The organism is Rossellomorea vietnamensis (assembly GCF_025398035.1).
Taxonomy (GTDB): domain Bacteria; phylum Bacillota; class Bacilli; order Bacillales; family Bacillaceae_B; genus Rossellomorea; species Rossellomorea vietnamensis_B.
On sequence record NZ_CP104558.1, the window covers coordinates 3,151,766 to 3,173,284 of the forward strand.

Genomic DNA, 21,519 nt, shown 5'->3' on the forward strand with positions numbered 1-21,519 from the left:
TTTTTAGCTTGCAGCCAAGTTCTCCCTCAGCATCTCTGTAACCTTTTCCTGCTCATTATCAGGAACGGTCAAATAATACGTTCCGCCGATCAAACCGCCCTGCCCCTTAATTTCATATTGTTCAATTGTATTCTTGGTACTTCGATAATTCTTCTGGATATCCATCATATCTTCAAACGTCATGTCGGTTTTCACATTACTTCCTAGCACTTTCAGAATGTCGTCGAATTTCGTTACTGCTGTTACGTCGGAAGCTTTGTCGATAATGGCTGTGATGATTTGACGTTGTCGCTCATTCCGTCCAAAGTCCCCATTGGGATCTAAGTGCCTCATTCGTACATACCCTAACGCTTTAGGGCCATTCAACTTAATATCCCCTTCACGATAATGGTACCCTTTTTTATAATAACCCTCGTCATACCAATCCAGGTCGTTATGGACTGTCACCCCACCCATGGCATCGACTAAGGAGCTAAGGGCTTCCATATTTACCTTGATGTAGTAGTCGACAGGGATATCTGTGAAATTCTCAACGGTTTCGATGGCCATTTTTGCACCGCCAAAGGCATAAGCATGGTTAATTTTATCCGTTGTACCATGCCCGATGATTTCTGTTCGGGTATCCCGGGGGATACTGATCATCTGCATTTTTTCTTTTTCTGGATTTAATGTCATGACAATTAAAGTATCTGATCTTCCTCTATCATTTGCTCTCTCGTCTACTCCCATTAGTAAAATGGAAATGGGCTCAACGGGAACATCATTTTTTTGAGATAACACTGGTTTAGGGGTACTATGTTCCCTCTTAACCTCTTCATGCATCTCGCTGGTAGTGTTCTTGACTGATTGGTACAGGTAGCCAGCGTAGATTCCCCCACCCAACAGGATGACACCGATAATACTTGAGATGATAATAATTGCTTTTTTCATTTCAGGATTTCCTCGCATTCTTCTAATAATATCCAATATATAGTATATCATGTTTGACTCTCAATATATTAACTTTATTGGCAATCGCATACATGCATGGAAACAATGTATATCTTCACGTTAGTCAAAGCATCATGAGAGAATATATATGTATAAGGGATGTGTCTGAAAGGTTACAAAGTTTGATGAGTGAATGATTCGGGAACTTATTACTTAACAATCATAACAAGCTCTTCGATAAATTATGATAAAAGTTCCTAAGGATTTTACTTTTAATCCGACACTTTTCTAGACTTACACTATATATAATGAATATACACATTTCATGACACCGAATGATTATAACGTAAGGGGTGCTTGAATAATGAAGAGAGAAGGTAACTTTATTGTCGGGATGTACTGGGGAACTCTGTTAAGTATCCCCCTTTGGGTTTCTTTTTTCGGTTGGGTAAAACTGGTTAAAGGGTTTTTAAATTAATTTACTTTACTTCGATAATGGTTATATGTGTGTGTATTCCTTCTGGGCTGTCAGAAGGGATATATCTCACTTTATTAAAAATGCCTCATTACTTCTTTAGGAAATCTGTATGACACCTATTGTTCAATTTGATAAAACAATTCCTTTGGCAATATTCAGTAGTCCCTAAGAGTTTATTTATTTTCCAAACGCTTAACAATATCCTCTTGAAATTCCTCAATTTTTTTAAAACTTCCCGGGTTGGGTCTTTGTATCAGCCTGCTCTGGAGTAAACCTTCATATAGGGGGTACACATATTTCTCCTTATTAAATGAATCCGTGATGTCTTTCTTTTCTGCGATAAGTATATTCATCTTTACTAATCCAGCTAGTTGATTTTCGAACTCAAAAGCGGTTTGTAGGTGAGAAGGGGTATCTCTTTCCAGTATGTCATGGAGGAAGATTGTGATTCTTTTCCTGGCGGTCAAAGCTTGATTCATCATCGCTTCCCAGTTCTGTCCTTCATGATTGCCTTGCAACAACTGAAGTAAATACGTAGATTTTGCCTCATTGTACAAGATGAAACCTTCCCACATAATATCTTTTTCACTAACATCCATCGCTTTGTGAAAACAGGTCTTTGCCTCTTGCAGGTAAATCTGGATTAGTTCCCTTTCGTCGTCAGAGAATAGTGAAATATGTTGGTGGATTCTCTTGAGTCCTTCTATAGAGAAAACATCCATGCTGTCTAAAGAGATTGTTCTTCTTAGTACGTGGTTTGCTTTTCGGTAATAATACAATCCTAAGTAGTTATAATAAACAGTTTGAGTCACAGAATTCTTCAACATGGTTCCTTTTACTTCTAAGAGAGTAGAGTCCACAATGTCTCGCTCATCTACAAGTTTTTGATAATTGATAATGGCACGAATCAATTTAACGGTTTCCTCTATAAGAATTAAATTTCCGGTGCTGATTGAGACTAACGCATTCTTTCGTTTTTCAATCAACTTTACCAACTTCCCCATTCGAATAATATTTTTACTACGATAGGTGTCATCTTTAGAGTTGAAGAGATATGGGAAAAATACAATAATATCAATAAAATACTGAAGACTTGAAGCAAACTCAATGGCAGTCTTTGACTGTTTGGTAAACTTCTTTTCTAAATTCTTGAAGATTTCTTCACCCACTTGATCAGGATCTTCCATATCATATTGCTTCAATAAACTAGTGAAAGACGTGACATAGTTCTCGTTCTCAAGCACGTTTCCTTCCATTTGAGTAATCACATTTACACTATCAATCGACAAATACGTTTTCATAGCAAAGATAAAAGCAGAAAACGAAACAACCAGACTACCCACAGTGGTCACAAATAAGACCAAATCCGCGGTGTTCTTAATGGGATACACTTTTAAACATACATAAACAGATATGACTGCCACAATGACAATGGAAATATAGTGATAGGGAAGTCTCGATGTCTTCATCTATCTAACTCCTTTATATTGGAATATTGATTTTATATTATCCTAAACTCTGTTTCACTTATGCCACCGACTCTCCCCATACCTCCCAGCCTCCATAAAATAAGGCTTCACAGAAGTATACCCAATCGAATACAACCCTTCCTCAGGCTTCCAAATCCGGTAGGCTGCCAAACTCTTTTTGTAATTGTCCTTAAGACTATCTGGCACAGGATAAGTATCATCATAGTCCATATTCTCAAACTCCTGCACAGGCAGATAAAAGAGTGCAGATGAAATGGTCCCATCATCAGCAAGTTCCTTTAAAGCGGCTCCCGAAGCGGCATGGTCCCTGTGAGGGTCGTTATAGGATAGGGCATGATGGCGGGCATCGGGGTAGCGTTTATCCATTTCCTTCATGATTTTCATGACGTCCTCTTTTTGGATGTCCCCGTCGGGAAGGTCATAGATGTAGACGTTCTCTGGCTTGACTCCCAGCTCTTCGAGGGATTTTTTGAATTCTTTTACCCGGGAGTTGCCGAACTCTTCTTTGGAGATGGCAGGCAGGTCTTTGTCTTTTAATTTTTCGTTGACCTTTTTAATCGATTGGCTGGCTTCCCCATGTGAAAGGAGGACCACGGCGACTTCATTTCCTTTATCGATCTGACGCAGGATGGACGGGCCGAGACTGAGAGTTTCGTCGTCTGCATGAGGGGAGTAGAAGACGGATGTTTCGGGTTCTTTTTCGAAAAGGGAGCATGCCCCGAGTAGTGTTGTGAGTAACAATATGAGAGAAACATAGACGATGCGCATGATGACCTCCAGGGTGTGAAAATAGTTAAATCTTTACTAATTGATTCTATCAAAGTTTTTTGTGCTGGTGTATACTTTCATAGTAGGAAAGTATAGAACGTGAAGTGAAAGGATCGAAGTATGGAACAAGTTCAACCATTAGAAGAACCCATTCAAGTGAAAAAGAAAAAAAGAGTTTACTCCCTTGATATGCTCAGGGGGATCATTGTCGCGTTATCCGTTTTTTTGAGTACGATTCCTTATGGGAAGATTGAGTATCCTTTCTTCCGGCATGCGGAATGGTACGGGGTCACCTTGATTGATATCATTCTGCCTACGTTCATCACCATCTTTGGGGTGAGTATGGCGATTGCTTACCAACGTGGGGTGAAATGGGAGAAGATACTGAAGCGGACGGTTCGCCTGATTGTCTATGGGGTCATTTTCACCATTATCGTGGAGTGGACGCTGGATTTCCCTACTCTGCGATTGAGCGGTGTGCTTCAGATGTTCGCTCTTCTGGGAATCGTGACCGTGCTGATCACGAAGTTTGTCCAATCTCCTTGGAAGCTGATGCTGATTGCCTTATTGGTGTCCTCTTTATATGGGGGACTGATCCTTCAATCGGGACAATCATGTGAAGGAGGATTGCCACAGCCCGACTGCAATCCTTTCCATATGATCGACAGCGCTGTGTTCGGGGAAGCGCATTTGTATCATGAAGGGGAGCGAGGCTATGATCCCGAAGGCCTGGTCACCAGTTTGTCGGCATTATCCAATGTTCTTTTTGGATATGCATTTGGACGCTTGATCCTCACACGTAAAAAAACCGGTGCATGGAGAGAGCTGTTGGGGATTGGTATTGTACTGATTGTTCTTTCCCTTGTATGGGATCATTTCCTTCCTTATAACAAAAGGCTCTGGACGCCGGCGTTTGCTTTATTGGCAGCGGGCTTTGCATCCAGCATGCTTTCGGTTTTGTATCTTATATTTGATAAGAGGAAAGTGGACGCGAAAGAAACAGCATTGAAGCCGGTCGTATGGTTTTTGGAGGCATATGGACGCAATAGCTTCTTAATCTATTTCGGCAAGTTCATGCTTGGTTCTGTGTTGATCCATCTATCGGTCATGGATGATGGCATTGAGAAATCATTATCAAGGGTGATCAATGAGTGGATGGGCACCTTTGCCCCTCATCCCCAACTGGCATACGGACTGCTTAACCTGTTATTCTGGACCATCGTTGCTTTTATCTGTCACAGGAAGAAATGGTACTTGAAGGTGTAGATAGTAGAAGGTCCGTCCCTCTCACACGAGGGACGGACCTTCTTTAGTTTTGTTGACTGAGGGTCTTTTCGAAGAGGAGGCTTGAATAGGTTCTTGAATACTTTAAGATGGTCTCACCGACTTCCTCTGCTGGGTAAGAAAATAACGGCACAAATAATGCCCGGTTGCTTTCGGTGCCAAACGCATCGATGAACCTATACGTCAATCGAAGCTCAACCATGGTCGTGGTGAAATATATTTCAAGCTGGGTGACGGCATCATTTGGAATGCCTTCCTTTTCAAGCTGCTCCTTATATAGGGTAAGAAGTGTATCCATCTCTTTTTCAATCCTGCCCTGTGCAAGATTCCTCAGCTTTGAAACGCCTTCTAGATCAGGATATTTCGAGTTTGATAGAAGAGGGTGAAGGATCCCGTGAAGCGCTTTGGTTGATTCACCATGAAGAACGATGGCCCTCATCAGGTTTTGTCTATATTCATCTTCTGTAGGTGATTGTTTCATCGTCTGGAGTAAACGGGTATTTACTTCTTCACGAAGTTCGTCTTGATCAAGGTGGATCATAAGTTTCTTAAAGATGGTTGCGACAGATTGTGTGAGAGATTCCATTGGTAAGCCTTCTTTCTTATGTATGATCGTTATCCGTTACTATTTTACCATTAAAATACAGAAAATTCTATTAATTATTCCGAATAAAAAAATGCGCCCTTGTAAGAGCGCATCCTGGTTATTCATTTCCAACAATAGTAGACCAAATCTCCTCTTCCACCTTATCAGAGACTGCGTTGGGTCCACCAAGGATCGTTGCCATATAGGTAGAATCCATCATTAAATCCCTGATCTCAGGATGAAGTTCATTCGGAGGCGTCAGTAATAGTGGCCCTCCCCAATTAGCGGCCAGGACTGATCCAGTCAGGGCATCGGCAAACTGAGTACCCGTTGCAACGAAAACATATTGAGTCGACATATCGAACTCATGAATGATGTTCGCATTGGTTTGGTAACGGTTTTGACCTGCGATTCTTGTTGGCATGTTTAACTTCTTCAGGACAGTATTGCTTACCACTCCTGTACCGCCGATGACATAGTTGGTCTCATATGTCTTGGCTTGAGTCAGGCTGGAGGCAGGGATGCTGTCTTTATCGGATAGTAGAATCGGATATCCATATTGTGCGGCGATGGATGCAATCGATAAGGCATCCGGATAATTCTTTCCGCTCACGACTACGGCTGCGTCATTGTGTGGAAGCTTCTTAGCAATGGCTACGGCCGTTTCATACCGGTCATTTCCGCTGATGCGAGACACATTGACGCCAAGTGCTTTCAGTTCTTTCACCACGTTATCAGAAATGACACCGGGTCCACCAAGGATTGTCACTTTCCCGACTTCCAGATCTTTGATGGCTTTTTTAACAGTTGGATGAAGGGTATTTTTTCCCGTTAACAAGATGGGAGCGTCCCTGTGATAGGCAAGTGGTGCTCCTGCCAGGGCATCCGGGAAGTTGGTGCCTGTCGCCAGGATGATTTCATCAGCATAATCAAATCCTTGATAGGCGATTTCAAGTGCCGTTTCATACCGGTCATCTCCATACAGTCGGTCTACACCCACTTCCATGAGTGCCTGAGTCGCAATGAATGCGTATTCTTCTCCGTTAGCGAGGTTATGTCGATCACGAACAGATATATAATAGATACCTGGAGTGACAGAGTAGGAGGCCATGGAACCGATCGCCTCATCTGCGCTGGCTTCTTCAGGTGCAAGCTTATTCTTATTCTCATCGTATAAAGTAATGTCTAATAGGATGCTTGGGTCTTCAGCCCAGCTGCCACCATATATTTCAAGGGGATCTTCTGTCTCGACCTGGATTTTATACATATCCACATCATCTTTCGAGAACGTCCCTGTAACGATATCCTCTAAAAGAATGTCATTGGCTCCGGTAAAGCTGTCATTCGGCTCTTCTTCTGTGAAAAAGCCTTCCCCGTCATAAGCTAACAGGTCCATCTTTTCCTTTACTGGACCTTCAGCTGAAACAGGAGATCCAAGGAAACAGGAAGCTAGTAAAACTGAACTGATTGAAGCAAATAATCCTTTTTTCATCTTTCTTTCCCCCGATAGTTTTCTTCTGTATGATTTTGTGAATACTGTTCAATAATATTGAACGGAAAATGATGTGCAGAGGCACTCCCATACCAATTGAAACTCACATCTAGAATAGTATAATCGCGTTTTCGAATTTTTTCTAGATGGTTTGAAATAAATATTTTTCGCCTTTTTATGACACGAACGAAGGTGATTGAAATGGTAATGAACGGGGTATAATTTAAGGCTTGGTTACATTTCGATGACTGAATAGAAACCCAATGTGTTTTTTGCTATACTTACAGAAGTGAATGAAGATAATCTCTCCATATTGAAAGGGGAACAACATACATGAGCAAGGTCCTTGTCACAGGGGGAGCCGGATTTATAGGCTCACATATTGTAGAAGAATTATTAAATAATAACGAGCAAGTAGTCGTGATAGATAATTTCTCCATGGGTTCAATGGATAATCTTCCGAAAAGCAATCAACTGACGGTTGTCGAAGGGGATATTTCCGTAAGAGAAACGATATCGGATTTATTTCAGCAGAACCAATTCAAAAAAATCTTCCACTTGGGCGCGATTGCAAGTGTGGCTGCCTCGGTTGAAGACCCGCTCCATACTCATCAAACGAACTTGGAAGCGACTTTATACTTACTAGAAGAAGCCCGGAAACAAGGTGGTTTGGAACGCTTCGTTTTTGCTTCATCGGCCGCCGTATATGGGGATGAACCGACACTTCCGAAGAAAGAAACGTCAGCGATCAGACCACTCACGCCATATGCCATTGATAAATTTGCTTCTGAGCAGTACGTGTTGGCCTTTAGCCGGTTATACGATATTCCGACTGCAGCCGTCCGTTTCTTCAACGTCTTTGGAAACAGACAAAATCCATCTTCGCCGTATTCAGGAGTCGTATCGATCCTGACAGATAAATTTAAACAGCTGATGAAAAAGGAAGAGACAACCTTTACTCTCTTTGGTGATGGGGAACAAACGAGAGATTTCATCTATGTAAAAGATGTCGTTCAAGCCGTCTTCCTTGTTTCCGAAACTTCGGATGCGATCGGGAAGGTGTTCAATGTAGGTACGGGTGGATCGACAAGCCTGAATGAACTGATCGGCTTATATGAAGAAATTACGGAAACGACATTACCAATCGAGAAAAAGAAAGAGCGGTCCGGCGATATTAAAGAATCCTACTCTGATATCTCAGAACTGAAATCACTTGGATTCGAACCGAAGTTCACGATGAGAGAGGGACTTTTGGAATATTGGAACAAGGAAAACGAATAATAGAAAAGGGGCCGTATCCCGGGAGATACGGCCCTTTTTATGTCGTTTGAAGGAGATAATATTACAGAAAACGGGGAAATATGACGGGCTTTGTTACATAAATGTAAAATTATTTCGAAAACTTTAATGGTAAGATGGGTTTTGTAGAATTATAGAGAAATAGAGAAGGGGAATTGAGAAATGTTGAATAATCACAAACCTGTATCTATTACCTTCGTCACGGTTATAAGCTTTTTGTTCCTATTGTTATTTCAGACATCTGCATCGGCTGCAGATACACAAATAAATAGAGTAAGCGGTATAGATCGTTATGAAACGGCGGTCAAAGTTTCCAAGCAGGGCTGGAGCAGTGCGAACACAGTCGTGATCGCAGTGGGGAATAACTTTCCCGATGCACTGGCTGGAGCACCGTTAGCAGATAAATATAATGCGCCGATCCTGTTGGTCACCAAGGACAGCGTACCGAATAGCGTGAAAGAAGAATTAAAACGGTTAAAACCGAGTAAGGCATACATATTAGGTGGAAGTTCCGTCATTTCACCGTCCGTTGAAAATCAGCTTAAAAGTTTAGGCATCACCAGTACAAGAGTGGCAGGGGAAAACCGATATGAGACAGCGGCAAAAATCGCAGACTTAGTTGGTGGGTCCCAGGCGATCGTTACATACGGCAGGGACTTTCCTGACAGCCTGGCCATTGCTCCTGTCGCGGCTAGTAAATCAATCCCGATCCTGTTGACCGAGAAAAATCATGTTCCGGCAGAAACGAAAAAGGCTTTAAGCAAGTACAGTTCATCCATCCTTATCGGTGGAACCGGTGTCATCAGCGATGGAGTGAAGAACCAATTACCAAGGGCTACACGTATTTCAGGAAAAGACCGATACGATACAGCGACAAAAGTGGCTGAGAAGTATTACTCGGCATCCAACAGTACAGTGATCGCAACAGGCGAAAGCTATGCAGATGCACTGACCGGATCTGTTCTGGCAGCAAAAAAAGGATCACCGGTTATGTTGATCCAATCTAATAACGTCCCGTCTTCTGTAAAGTCGACCGTGGATAAGTTAGGGATCAATCAGTTCACAATCATCGGTGGGACATCTGTCATATCCGAAAAGGCTCAAAGTCTATTTTCCTTCGATACAGGTGCTTTGATCAAAACGGCAAAGCAGTATCTAGGAACCCCTTATAAATGGGGAGGTACGACGCCAAGTGGATTTGACTGCAGCGGTTATCTAAACTATGTATATGATAAATATGATATTGATCTACCCCGGACAACAGCGGATATCTGGAATTTCGGAAGCCGCTCTAAATCTCCGGAAGTAGGGGATATCGTCATGTTCGAAACATATAAACCAGGTCCATCCCATGGAGGGATCTATATTGGAAATAATGAATTTATCCATGCAGGCGACCGTGGGGTAGAGATTACAAGTTTGAATAACGTATACTGGAAACCTCGTTATTTAGGCGCTGTAAAGGTAGTAAATTAATAGATTAGGAGAAACTGTTTGCCGGAATTGGCAAGCAGTTTTTTTCTATTTACCCGGCTGTGGATACGATTAAACATTTCTTTTGAATTAGAAAATAGGTAGAAAGCAAAAATGCAATAGTTATAATATATTATTTTTTCTGAAAATAACGTCTCCTTTTATTGACTAAAGAAGATAGTGGCCTTAAAATGGGAAATAGAGTTCGAATTTTTCCATAATTATATTTTTTTGGAAGATACGGAGTATTTCGGACTAATACTAAACTATCAAGGGGGAAAACGGATTGACGTTTAAGAAAAAGGTATTTTCGGTCATGGCTAGTGCAACTTTGGTAGCCTCTTCTTTCGCTGGTGTAGCAACATTCAATCCTGATAAAGCGGATGCCGCTCTACAGGAAACGAAGAAATTCAAGGTTTCTAATTTCTCGGAAGTCGTAGCTCTTTCAATGAGTAATCAAGCTGTACAGGAGCTTGTGATCGTAGGGAACGGTAAGGTAGATGCGACAAGTCAATTAGAAAAGCTTGGGGTTAAAGTGAAACAGAATTACAAGAACTATGTTTACCTTGCAGATGTACCGACGCGCAAAGTGATGGAAGTTCTGGATCTTAAAAGTGTCCGTACTGTAGGGAAAAATAGTGAAATCCAATTAGGTGAAGTCAAGGATCCTGAATTGGAAGTCAAAAACCAAAATAAAGTGGATCAGGATGCGGTCGTTAAACCGAATCAGGCAGAAACTCATGCTCCGACTGGAGTGGATGATTTCCACGATAAGTTCGATGGCAGCGGCGTACGTATCGGAATTATTGACTCAGGTCCGGATCCAGGTCACGAATCCTTTACAGAAGGTTTGGAAGAGGGAACCCGTAAATATGGGGATTCTAAAATTGTTGCAGTAAGGGACTACACGATTTCGAATCGCCAACTTGGGTATGGCATTGAAGATCGTTATAAAGAATACTTAGGCAGCGGTTTGAACTACCTTGCTGAGGGAGACGTACTATTCGATGGCGGGCATGCTGAAGGGGACTCCGTTACGGTAGGGGAAACTACATATAATACAGCAGGAATTGACGCTTCCGATGATACATTATTCTTTGGAAGGACGGCTTTTGAGCCAAATCCGGAGCCGGAAGAAAGCCCATATTGGACCAACCAGGATTTAAACGCGGATGGAACAAATGGGAATACAGATAACTTCACTGTTTTACTGGCAGGAGACAAAGTCTATATCGATACAGATATGGATAATGATTTCACTGATGAAACGGCTTATGCAAATAACGAAACAGGTACATTCGATGTGAATGTGGAAGATGACAAATACGGAGCGAACTTCCGCGTTAATGATATGGAGCTGGACTGGTTCGGTGCCGGCCTGAAGAAGATCAATCTATTCACTGACTTCAACGGTCACGGCTCTCACGTTTCAGGTATCTCGGCTGCAAATGGCCCTGCAAGAGCAAATGCATTCGGAGCTGTAGCGGGTGAAGGGGTTGCTCCTGGAGCTGAACTTGTTGGTATGCGTGTATTTAAAGCTGAAGGTGGTGCGCCTACGTTCAGTATCCAAAAGGCTATGGTTGATGCTGCGCTTCCAGAATCCGAAGGTGGATTCGGCGTCGATGTTGCCAACTTAAGCTTGGGTTCTTCACCGGATTTAAATGACGGTTTAGGTTCTTATGGGGAATTAATGACCGTTTTAAGTGAAGATACGGACATTGTATTCGTTACATCTGCCGGAAATGCCGGACCTGGTGTCGATACAGTTGGATCACCTGGAGACGTAGCACCTATCATCTCGGTCGGTGCACATATCACGGCTGACATGTGGGCAAAGGAATACAATTCATATCCTTATGGTAAAAATGCAGACGGCACTCCGAAAGAAGGACAGGGATTATGGTACTTCTCTTCTGTAGGACCAAACGAAGCTGGAAATCAAAAGCCTGATATCGTTGGACCGGGATCTGCTTTTGCTGCTCATCCGGTGCAAAATGGACCGTATGTCGTCATGCAGGGTACAAGTATGTCTTCTCCATATGTAGCTGGTGCAGTGGCACTACTTAAATCTGCAGCAGAGAAAGATCGTATTCCATTTAACTATGAAATTGCCCGTGAAGCATTGATTGCAACGGCCAATCATCTGGATGGATACAACCGTGCGCAGGAAGGTGGCGGACTGATCGATGTTCCGGCAGCTTATGAGTATCTGCGCAAGAATTTCATTTCTGACATTAAAGATGTAGACATAACGGTCTATCATGGAGAGAAAGTCTCCGGTGGTCCGGGTCTATACGTAAGAAATAAAGAAATCCCTGAAAAAGTTGAAGTATTAGTAGAGAACAAGTCAGATGAAGATAAGAAGCTGGATGTATCTCCAACAGGGGACTGGATCAAGCCATCTGTTTCAACATTGAATCTGAAAGCCGGAGAGAGCAAAACGATCACGGTTGATTACGATCAGTCTAAGTTAAAAACAGGTGTGAATGCTGAGACGTTAGTATTCGACGATGCCTCTACTCCTTATGTAGAAGCAAGATCTGCTCAAACTATTGTCACTGGTTATGAATTTAACCAAGATAATCGTTTCCGTTTCCGCGAAGAAGGTGAAGTACAATCTTCTCAAACAAAAGGGTATACATTTGATGTGAAACCTGGTGTGAGTGAAGTTCGTTTCTCACTGAATGCACTCAGTGAAAACGAAGATTATAAAGGCCGCGTCCGCGCGATTGTCTTTAATCCTGACGGAGTGGAAGTAAGTGAATTCCAAGGATATGCCGGTTACGGTGGGTTAGGTGTTGAAGACCATGTATTCAAATCACCTAAACCAGGGGTATGGGAAGTACATGTATATGGAACTTCCGGACCTCAAGCAGGTAAAGAAGTCAATAAATATCAATTAGAGGCAGTCGTTCAGGACGTAGTTGCTGTACCGGGTGAAATCGACTTGGGTAATGCTGCAGCTGGTAGTGAAATGACGAAATCTGTCACATTCTCAAACTACTTATCTGAAGCAAGAGATGTGAAGGTTGTGGGTGCACCGTTCAGTACGCCGAAGATTTCTTCCAAGAAAGTAGAAGTACCAGGCAACAACGATTACTACTTCCAAGATATCAAAGTAAAGAACAATGTATCTTTAGAAGTCCAAACGTCAAATCCATCACATCCAACTGATGATGTGGATTTATATATCTATGACTCTAAAGGGAACATGGTATCTTACTCTGCTGGTGCCACATCTGATGAAAAGGTTTCCTTGACGTCATTACCGGATGATACGTATACCATTGCCATTGAAGGGTACGCAACGATGGATCCGACAACGACTCTTGATCTATCAATCAATGAGTTCGGAGTACTTTCTCCTGGTGAAAAAGGAAAAGGTAAAGTAGATGTTAATGCGTCACAAAACCTTAAAGTAGGAAAATCCTTAAAGGCGGATGTAAACATTACCACTCCATCCGAGTCAGTCAGCTCAATCGGAGCAGTATATTTACTTGACGCCAAAACAGATGAAGTACTATCACTTCTTCCTATTAAAGTAGACGGTGACATCATCTCCGAAGTGTCTGGTCTGAACCGTGAAGGTACGGCAATCGAAGTGTCCAAGAAACTTCATGAAGACGGATTTGCAGATGACCATAAGTACAAAACGGTTATCCTTTCTACAGGATATAACTTCCCTGATTCCTTATCCGCTGGTCCTTTAGCATCAGCAATCGATGCTCCGATCCTGCCGGTGGGAAGCAATGGAAAGCTTTCGAAAGACGTGTTGAATGAAATCGAACGACTTGGTGCTGAAAATGTGTACATCCTTGGTGGAGAAGGTGTCGTATCTGCCGATGTATTTGCACAATTAAACAGCATTTCAATCAACTCTTCCGATATCGAACGTTTAGAAACAGATGGAATGCCAAACCGTTATGGTACAAATCTTGCCATCGTTTCGAAGCTTCAAGAGCTTGGATTCAAAGGAAACGGAGTATTCGTTGCCACTGGTAAGAACTTTGCAGATGCCCTAAGTGCTGCAGCTATTGCCGGTGCAAATGATATGCCGATCGTGTTAACAGACGGCAAAGGCTTATCCGACGAAGCAAAGGCGATTCTTGAAGACGAGAAGGTCTATGTGCTTGGTGGTAAATCAGCTGTTCCTGAAAGTGTTGTAGCAGAAGCCAAGAAGGTTGCCGTAGACGTGAAAGTACTTTCTGGTGTGAACCGTTATGGTACTCTTGCAGCAATCCTCGGTGAGTTCGCTAATAGCACTGACAAATTGTATGTGGCAAGCGGCAAGAACTTCCCTGATGCATTATCCGCTGCTCCTCTTGTAACGGATAACTCAGGATTATTATTACTGACAGATCCAAACGGATTACCTAAAGAAGTGGATGCGTTCTTAACGAAGTATCTGTACCAGAACAAAATCTCTTCTGTGACTGTGCTTGGTGGTAAAGGTGCAGTTGGTGAAGGTGCAAGAGAAGATCTTCAGGAAAAAGTATCAAACTAATAGAGTAAGCCATTGCTCAGCCATCCGCTATTTATAGCGGGTGGCTTTTTTTAAGGTCTTTCAGACTATCATTCTGAAAATTCCCGGAATTCATGGACAGACCTACTACCTTCTTATATACTTTTTACAGATGATGTAAATGGCATTCAACTGAGAGGGGAGTCGCTTGATGAAGATGAGGGTCATCGTTTCTATACTATTTTTAATAGGTTGTGTTGTACTTCCAAACGGATTTGCTCAGGCAGAAAATGAGAATGACGTTCGGGTTTTGATTGTGCATAAAGACGAAGGGGATGTGTCGACGCAGTCATCGACAACATCAGAGGACAAATACGAGGTAGTGTCGGTTCCCAAAGAAGATGTTTCAGATACTTTGTCAAAGCTCAATGGAGATAGAGACATAGAATCGGCAGAAGTCGATCAACTTGTCTATACCCAGGCTCTTCCACCGAACGATACGTATTTTGAAAAACAGTCCCGTGACTTCGAGGTAATGAAGGTAGTAGAAGCATGGGAACAGTATGAACCGGAAGAAGAAGTGACGGTAGCCATTGTGGACTCAGGCATCGACCTGAAACATCCTGAGCTCCGCAGCAGACTAATAGAAGGAAAGAACTTTATACATGAAGATGAGCCTCCAATGGATAGTACAGGACACGGAACTCACGTAGCAGGACTTGTGGGGGCTGTGACTAATAATAAAATGGGCATCGCTTCAGCCGCTAAAAACGTGAAACTTATGCCTGTAAAAGTGTTTGAAGGCAAGACTACATATATGTCTACGGTTATTCAAGGAATTCGATATAGCGTTGACCATGGGGCGGATATCATCAATTTAAGCCTTGGAAGCTACAACAATATGGATGCCCTGGAAGACGCCATTGATTACGCCGTGGACAAGGGGGTACTCGTAGTGGGGGCCGCAGGCAATGATAATGACCATGCGGTTCTTTATCCGGCAACGTATGCAGATGTTCTGGCCGTTGGGAGTATAGACAGTGCGAAAGGAACGAAATCTGCGTTCTCCAATTACGGGGAAACCATAGATGTTTCAGCACCGGGTACAAATATTTTCAGTACATGGATGAGTGGGTATGAAACGTTGGATGGGACGAGCATGTCCACGGCCATCGTAAGCTCGGTTTCCTCCATGGTGAAGCAGCAGTATCCTTTCCTGACAGGTTTACAGGTGAAAGATGTAATGGAAAACTCGGCAACACCATTACCCCAAATCGAACTATTGGGGAAAGGCTTGATCAATGCAGAGGAAGCATTGAACTACGTTAAAACAAAAAATCGCATCTATGGCCAGACGTCTGTGGAAACGGCCGTCAATATATCTCAAAATGGCTGGCCGTCTTTAAAGGAGAAAGAATTGAAGATGGATGGGGAAACATTGAATGGCTCGTTTGTGATTCTGGCGAGCGGTAACTCCTTCCCTGACAGTCTAGCGGCTTCTCCCCTGGGAGCATATTTGGACAGCCCGATTCTTTTAACGAAAAACGGAAAGTTGAGTGAATCGGTCAAGGAAGAGTTAAAGAGATTAAACCCAACTCACGTATTGATGATGGGTGGGCAAAATGCTATCTCAAGCGGTGTTGAAAATGAAGTGAAGAATCTGGAAATCGATACCCGCAGGATTTATGGGCTGGACCGTTATGAAACAGCGGTAGCAATCAATGAGCTGATTCCGTATACATCCAATAAAGCGTTTGTCGTTTCAGGGCAAAATTATCCTGATGCTCTTTCAATCGCTTCGTATAGTGGAAGGCTGCAATACCCCGTCCTCTTTGTCCAAAAAGAGAATATTCCACTGACCGTTCGCAGTTATATGGAAGAGAACGATATTTCCAAGACGTACGTCATCGGCGGTCAAGGAATCATCTCTTCTAAAGTGGAGGATAACCTGCCGGGGCACTTCCGTATTTACGGACTTGATCGGTATGAGACCAATATGAAAGTTCATCAGACGTTCGCATCAAAAGGAGCAGAGTCCCTGTACTTTGCCACGGGTAAAAAGTTTCCCGATGCCCTCAGCATCAGTCCGTTGGCATCAAGAACCGACAGCCCGATCGTTCTGGTGGATAACAAGGAAAACCCGGAATTACAGAAATCCATCAACGTATTTACGAATCGAAAGTCGTATCATATCCTGGGGGGACCAGGCGCCATACCGGTTCAAAAGGCGTGGCAAATCGATCAGTATATGAAGAGCAAGTAAGATAGGGAGAATACCTCTCTATCTTTTTTTGCCCTCGAAGTATTAAAGTTTACTAGATACTATGATAAGATGGAATAAAATAACATTAAAAGGGGAATATAATGAACTTTAATATGAAGAAACTGGTTTCTGGAATCGCGGCTGTGGCTCTTACTGCAACATTGGCAAATCCGATCACATCTAAAGCGGCAGGGTACGAGAACCCTTCAAAATATGAAATCAATAAACTACTGACGGAAGCGGCAATGAAATACGACGTACCGGCGGAAGTCGTGAAGGCACTGGCTGCCGAGGAAAGCGGCTGGAAGCAATTCACGGCTGACGGTGAACCGAACATATCCGGTGATGGCGGTATCGGGATCATGCAGGTGACGAATACTGCCGGCTACGATGTTGAGCGGTTAAAAAGCGATATAGCCTTCAATATTGAAGCAGGAATCAAGATTCTCAACAAAAAATGGGAGCTTGGTGAAAAAGGTCTGACAGACTGGGATCGATCCACGAGCATCCCGACGATCGGTGACAATGAGCGGAACATCATTGAAAATTGGTATTTTGCTATTTTGGCTTACAACGGACAGGTCCAATCCAATAGTCCGATTATAATGGCAACGGGAGAAAGAAACTTCGGCAGCTATCAGGATCGTGTATACGCCGAGCTTTCAAGTGGGAATCCAGGGATATTCCCGAGTGATGCAGTCGAAATCCCGTTTGCGAAAGAAGATTTCACTTATACGGGAGACCCGAACTTCTATCTTCTATTTAATAAGAAGCAATATGAGGTGGATGGCCTTTCCCATACCACGAGACACGCTTATCAGCCGGGGGATTTAGTCATCTCTGCCCATGGATCGAAGTTCAGGGAAGGCCCGAGTTCTGATACGAAAGAGGTTTCTACTAAACTTCCAGCAGAGGAAACGGAAGTCCTTGAAATCCTTAAAGGATTCGAGTACGACACATCCAAAAATCCGAATCACTTCGTCTGGTACGATGTGGAACGGGAAGATAATAAGCAGGAAGCCTATGTGGCTTCAAGTGAACTGAATAAAATCGGGGAGAGGCTCTCCGGGATCGATCGGATCAAGACGGCGGTGGACATTTCTCAAGCTGGATGGAACCAGGCGGATACCGTGGTCCTTGCTCAAGGATATAATTTCCCGGACGCACTCACGGGTGGACCGCTTGCCTATAAAAAGGATGCGCCGCTTCTTTTAACAGACAAAGCGAAACTGACGGAATCAACAAAGAACGAAATCCAACGCCTGAAAGCATCCAAGGTCATCATACTCGGAGGGGAAGGCGCAGTTGGCAAGGGCGTCCAGGACACCCTCACAGGAATGGGATTGACGGTGGACCGCATCGGTGGAATCGACCGTTACGAGACGGCTCAGCTGATTTCCGAACAGGTAGCGGCCAATCCGGATAAAGCGATCATTGCTTCAGGTAAGAACTTCCCGGACGCTCTTTCCGTTGCTCCTTATGCGTCAGTTAAAGGGTACCCGATTCTTCTGACAGCGAAAGATTCTGTTTCAGAATACACAACGGAAGCTCTGAACGGAGTGGACGGTACGATTGTTGTTGGAGGAGAAGGTGTTATTACCAACGGAGTCATGAAGAAGGTAAAAGGAGAACAGAGGGTCAGCGGTATCGATCGTTATGAAACATCCCTTGAAATTGCGAGAAAGCTGCCACTGTCCAACCCAGGGGAGAACGTACTTGTAGCAAGCGGGAAGAATTACCCCGATGCGCTCTCTGGTTCAGTTTTAGCGGCGAAACAGCAAGCTCCACTGCTGTTATCGAATCCGGAGCAGCTGCCGACAAGCGTCAATAATTTCATCCTTTCTGAAAGATACAAAGAGTTCTTCCTCCTTGGAGGTCCAGGCGCGATCAATGTGGAAGATGAGCTTGGAGATTTATACAAAAAGCTGTATTATTAAGATATAAAGCTAAGACTCTATCGATCATCGATAGAGTCTTTTTCATAGGTTTATTAAACAGAGATTACATTTATGTAAGATTCTATTTTTTTACTCTATTTCATGATAAAATTATTTTTCGTATTGATCTTCGACTTGAAAGGTGAAAAACATACATGAAGACTCGAAATGACTATAGACAGCGGATGAGAAGAAGGAAGAGATTCTTCCGGATATTTCTCGTATTATCTTTTTTAGGGGCAAGTATTGTCACAGCCTATTTTCTCTATCAATACCAAAGGGGAATCATGCAGGCAGGGAAGCCACAGGCGGCTTCTGAAGAAGTTCCCGAATTTCATGGAAAAAAAGATGAACACGGTAAAGTGAATGTACTATTGCTGGGATCTGATACAAGGGGTGAAGAGAAGGCCCGTACAGATACCATCATGATCGCTCAGTACGATCCAGAAAAAGGGGACGCCAAATTGGTTTCCTTGATGAGAGATATGTATGTGAACGTTCCGGAATACGGAATGTATAAATTGAACACTTCCTATTTCCTTGGTGGCCCTGAGCTGCTCCGTCAAACGCTGAAAGAGAACTTCGATATCGATGTTCAATATTATGCGTTAATGGACTTTAAAGGATTCCAAAAAGTAGTCGATGTTCTGGCACCGAATGGAATTGAAATGAATGTTGAAAAAGCAATGTCCACGAATATAAATGTGAGCCTCGAACCCGGCTTGCAGAAGTTGAACGGTAAAGAACTACTAGGTTACGCACGATTCAGGCACGATGCAGAAGGAGACTTCGGGCGGGTGAAACGCCAGCAGGAAGTCATCAATGCATTGAAGGATGAAATGCTGTCCTTGAACGGGGTTTCCAAGATCCCTAAACTCATGGGGACGGTGTCACCTTATATCGAAACGAATATCGGAGCCATGGACCGGATCAGCCTTGCGAAGGAATTCGTCCTGAATCCCGCCGATAAAATCGAAACGATGAGGGTACCAATCGACAATTCGTTTGAAAACGCCCGCTATGAAGGGGCCGGCGCCGTGTTGGACGTAGACCTTGAAGCCAATACGGAAGCGATAAAAGACTTTTTGAACGGTGAAGAACCTAAGTCGTACGAAGAATATGCAGAGGAAGAAACGATGAGTGAAGATGGTGCCGCCGAAGATACCGGTAGTTACGATGAAACCGGGGAGAGCGGTGCTTATGAGGACTCGACTGGAATCGAGGAGTCGGGTAGTTACGAGGAATAGGAAAGATGATAGATGGAACCCACGGGGCGGATGCTCTGTGGGTTTTTTGGTTGTTTTTGAGTTGGGGGGGTATAGAAGTTGGGAGGTGTACCTGGTACAGGAGTGGTGAGTTGTACTTTGTACAAGACCTGTGAATTGTACCTGGTACAAAAACGTTAAGTTGTACCTGGCACAAAAAACCTGAATGGTGCCAGGCACAAAAGCCACAAATAGTGCCAGGCACCCACCGCCATCCACTCACAACCCCAAAAACAAAAAAATCCCCTCAATCACTGAGGAGATTTCTTCACTCGACGCATAATAAGCCGTCGAATTCCATTGATATCAAGTGCCAATACGACAGCCCCGTAGGCCGCAATGCCGACAACGATTTGGACGATGAAGCCGGGGATCCCGCCGATCCCGAGTGCCGGCCAGACGCAAAGGGCCATGATGCCCGTCGCGATAAAGATTTTACCCACTTCCTTGAATGGAAAAGTGAGGGGGAAAATCTTCTTCCCGATCAAAGCACTCAATAGAACAGATACAACGTATGAAATGATGGTTGCATAAGCCGATCCGAAAATCCCGTACTTCGGGATGAGCAGCAGATTCAGGATGACATTGAGAACGGCTGCTGCCAAAACCGGCCAGATTTGAAGCTTCGTATTTTTACCAAGCTGGAAGGCAAGGTCGAAGTAGTACATCTTAAATCCCTGGATGAAGATCGCCAGGGAGATCAGTGAAAAGATGACCGCTGCTTTTCCTTGATAGGATTCCCCCAGGAAGATATCTGTAAAGGATTCGCTCAATAGAATCATGCCGGTTGTGGCCGGAACGGAAACAAGTAAAAGCAGGGACGTATTTTCGTTCAGCTGCTTCTGGCATTCCTTGATGCCGCCTGTTTCAAGTGCCTTCACCACCAACGGATAGGCGGCGAGGTTAATGATCATCATCAACAGGAACAGAATCTGTTTGGCGAGGTCATACGAAACGGCATAAATACCGACAGACGCTGTATCCATTAACCAGCCGATCAAATAACGGTCCGTATTCAGGATGATGGCTTCCATTGAAAGGGCCGCAATGAACGGAACGGAATACTTCACGACTTCCTTGATCATATCCCGGTCGATCATTTTGATTGAAACCAAATGCATATACTTTGGAATGAAGAAGACGAGGGATAAGAAAATCCCGATGATCAGCCCAAGGACGATCCCTTCCGCACCGAATCCGAAGAACTTAATTAAAATGACGGCAACGATCAGTGACAGCACCACTTTTAAAGCGGTGACCACACCGAACAGTTTAGATGAAAGCTCTGAACGTAAGTATTCCGTGAACAGGTCGAACATGCTTTGCATCGTCAGCAATCCGATCCCCAGGAACCAGAGCAGAGCCATGGAGTGGAAAGGAGTATAGACGATGAATGCCCCTGTACCAAGGAAAATCGTCAAGATCGTCATGGAGATGAACGTCGCTGTGATCGAGCTGATGAACATCGCTTTCTGATTGCCTTCGTACTTAGGGTTATAGCGGAGCAGTCCTAAGCGGAGCCAGTGGAATAGAGTCGTATTCACAAAGGTGACCGCTGCAATCACCAGGGCGTATTCCCCGTATTCACTTGGTGAGAGAAGACGGGTATAAAGGGCGATGGCCACAAAGTTGATGATTCCGGGTACACCTTTTGATAGAAAATATATGAATGTATGCTTAAACATGAAAATCCCTCTCTGAACGTACGATTTTTAACTGGTGGATTAACAAAATTGTTGTAGATTTTACAAATAAATTCAATTTCTTCGCATTTTATATTATGATAAGAAGT

13 protein-coding genes are annotated in these 21,519 nt (G+C 43.5%); 7 read left to right on the forward strand and 6 right to left on the reverse strand.

Translation table 11 applies throughout. From position 1 onward, the window contains the following. Window positions 1–3 precede the first annotated feature (3 nt). From N5C46_RS16235 to N5C46_RS16245, 3 genes are all read right to left on the reverse strand, one after another. The gene (locus tag N5C46_RS16235; protein ID WP_261749392.1) at window positions 4–930 is read right to left on the reverse strand and encodes an LCP family glycopolymer transferase; all 927 of its coding nucleotides are present in this window, start codon (window positions 928–930) and stop codon (window positions 4–6) included. Between the two features lie 651 nt (window positions 931–1,581). Continuing rightward, complete coding sequence (locus N5C46_RS16240) at window positions 1,582–2,877, reverse strand: hypothetical protein (RefSeq protein WP_261749393.1); 1,296 nt, start codon at window positions 2,875–2,877, stop codon at window positions 1,582–1,584. 54 nt (window positions 2,878–2,931) lie between these two features. Further along, on the reverse strand, window positions 2,932–3,666 hold the full coding sequence (locus tag N5C46_RS16245; RefSeq protein WP_261749394.1) for a PIG-L family deacetylase: 735 nt from the start codon (window positions 3,664–3,666) through the stop codon (window positions 2,932–2,934). Window positions 3,667–3,786: 120 nt separating this feature from the next. Here N5C46_RS16245 and N5C46_RS16250 point away from each other — a divergent pair, with 120 nt between their 5' ends. After that, window positions 3,787–4,932, forward strand: coding sequence for a heparan-alpha-glucosaminide N-acetyltransferase domain-containing protein (locus N5C46_RS16250; RefSeq protein ID WP_261749395.1), 1,146 nt, complete (start codon window positions 3,787–3,789; stop codon window positions 4,930–4,932). 43 nt (window positions 4,933–4,975) lie between these two features. Here the strand turns inward: N5C46_RS16250 and N5C46_RS16255 are convergent, their stop codons facing one another. Further along, window positions 4,976–5,536 (reverse strand): hypothetical protein, encoded by a 561-nt coding sequence (locus N5C46_RS16255; RefSeq protein WP_261749396.1) that lies wholly within the window; start codon window positions 5,534–5,536, stop codon window positions 4,976–4,978. Window positions 5,537–5,654: 118 nt separating this feature from the next. Continuing rightward, window positions 5,655–7,028: a cell wall-binding repeat-containing protein gene (locus tag N5C46_RS16260; RefSeq protein WP_261749397.1), complete on the reverse strand. Its 1,374-nt coding sequence runs from the start codon at window positions 7,026–7,028 to the stop codon at window positions 5,655–5,657. A 333-nt stretch (window positions 7,029–7,361) separates the two neighbouring features. Between N5C46_RS16260 and N5C46_RS16265 the strand changes: the two genes are divergently transcribed. The 6 genes from N5C46_RS16265 (at window position 7,362) to N5C46_RS16290 (ending at window position 19,709) form a co-directional block, all read left to right on the forward strand. Then, window positions 7,362–8,309, forward strand: coding sequence for an NAD-dependent epimerase/dehydratase family protein (locus N5C46_RS16265; protein ID WP_261749398.1), 948 nt, complete (start codon window positions 7,362–7,364; stop codon window positions 8,307–8,309). 180 nt (window positions 8,310–8,489) lie between these two features. Then, the gene (locus tag N5C46_RS16270) at window positions 8,490–9,803 is read left to right on the forward strand and encodes a cell wall-binding repeat-containing protein (RefSeq protein ID WP_261749399.1); all 1,314 of its coding nucleotides are present in this window, start codon (window positions 8,490–8,492) and stop codon (window positions 9,801–9,803) included. 283 nt (window positions 9,804–10,086) lie between these two features. Continuing rightward, window positions 10,087–14,304 carry a cell wall-binding repeat-containing protein gene (locus tag N5C46_RS16275; protein ID WP_261749400.1) on the forward strand — a complete coding sequence of 1,406 codons (4,218 nt, stop codon included), beginning with the start codon at window positions 10,087–10,089 and terminating at the stop codon, window positions 14,302–14,304. A gap of 169 nt (window positions 14,305–14,473) precedes the next feature. Beyond that, the gene (locus N5C46_RS16280; protein WP_261749401.1) at window positions 14,474–16,525 is read left to right on the forward strand and encodes a cell wall-binding repeat-containing protein; all 2,052 of its coding nucleotides are present in this window, start codon (window positions 14,474–14,476) and stop codon (window positions 16,523–16,525) included. 101 nt (window positions 16,526–16,626) lie between these two features. Then, window positions 16,627–18,462 (forward strand): cell wall-binding repeat-containing protein, encoded by a 1,836-nt coding sequence (locus tag N5C46_RS16285; RefSeq protein ID WP_261749402.1) that lies wholly within the window; start codon window positions 16,627–16,629, stop codon window positions 18,460–18,462. Window positions 18,463–18,617: 155 nt separating this feature from the next. Continuing rightward, the gene (locus N5C46_RS16290; protein WP_336275504.1) at window positions 18,618–19,709 is read left to right on the forward strand and encodes an LCP family protein; all 1,092 of its coding nucleotides are present in this window, start codon (window positions 18,618–18,620) and stop codon (window positions 19,707–19,709) included. A gap of 269 nt (window positions 19,710–19,978) precedes the next feature. Here N5C46_RS16290 and N5C46_RS16295 read toward each other — a convergent pair whose 3' ends face one another. Continuing rightward, window positions 19,979–21,412 carry a lipopolysaccharide biosynthesis protein gene (locus N5C46_RS16295; RefSeq protein ID WP_261749403.1) on the reverse strand — a complete coding sequence of 478 codons (1,434 nt, stop codon included), beginning with the start codon at window positions 21,410–21,412 and terminating at the stop codon, window positions 19,979–19,981. Window positions 21,413–21,519: the final 107 nt, after the last annotated feature.

What these genes read in the sequence shown, in the direction of transcription:
- N5C46_RS16235 (WP_261749392.1), bottom strand. Translation starts at nt 930, where the DNA reads ATGAAAAAAGCAATTATTATCATCTCAAGTATTATCGGTGTCATCCTG.
- N5C46_RS16240 (WP_261749393.1), bottom strand. Translation starts at nt 2,877, where the DNA reads ATGAAGACATCGAGACTTCCCTATCACTATATTTCCATTGTCATTGTG.
- N5C46_RS16245 (WP_261749394.1), bottom strand. Translation starts at nt 3,666, where the DNA reads ATGCGCATCGTCTATGTTTCTCTCATATTGTTACTCACAACACTACTC.
- N5C46_RS16250 (WP_261749395.1), top strand. Translation starts at nt 3,787, where the DNA reads ATGGAACAAGTTCAACCATTAGAAGAACCCATTCAAGTGAAAAAGAAA.
- N5C46_RS16255 (WP_261749396.1), bottom strand. Translation starts at nt 5,536, where the DNA reads ATGGAATCTCTCACACAATCTGTCGCAACCATCTTTAAGAAACTTATG.
- N5C46_RS16260 (WP_261749397.1), bottom strand. Translation starts at nt 7,028, where the DNA reads ATGAAAAAAGGATTATTTGCTTCAATCAGTTCAGTTTTACTAGCTTCC.
- N5C46_RS16265 (WP_261749398.1), top strand. Translation starts at nt 7,362, where the DNA reads ATGAGCAAGGTCCTTGTCACAGGGGGAGCCGGATTTATAGGCTCACAT.
- N5C46_RS16270 (WP_261749399.1), top strand. Translation starts at nt 8,490, where the DNA reads ATGTTGAATAATCACAAACCTGTATCTATTACCTTCGTCACGGTTATA.
- N5C46_RS16280 (WP_261749401.1), top strand. Translation starts at nt 14,474, where the DNA reads ATGAAGATGAGGGTCATCGTTTCTATACTATTTTTAATAGGTTGTGTT.
- N5C46_RS16285 (WP_261749402.1), top strand. Translation starts at nt 16,627, where the DNA reads ATGAACTTTAATATGAAGAAACTGGTTTCTGGAATCGCGGCTGTGGCT.
- N5C46_RS16290 (WP_336275504.1), top strand. Translation starts at nt 18,618, where the DNA reads ATGAAGACTCGAAATGACTATAGACAGCGGATGAGAAGAAGGAAGAGA.
- N5C46_RS16295 (WP_261749403.1), bottom strand. Translation starts at nt 21,412, where the DNA reads ATGTTTAAGCATACATTCATATATTTTCTATCAAAAGGTGTACCCGGA.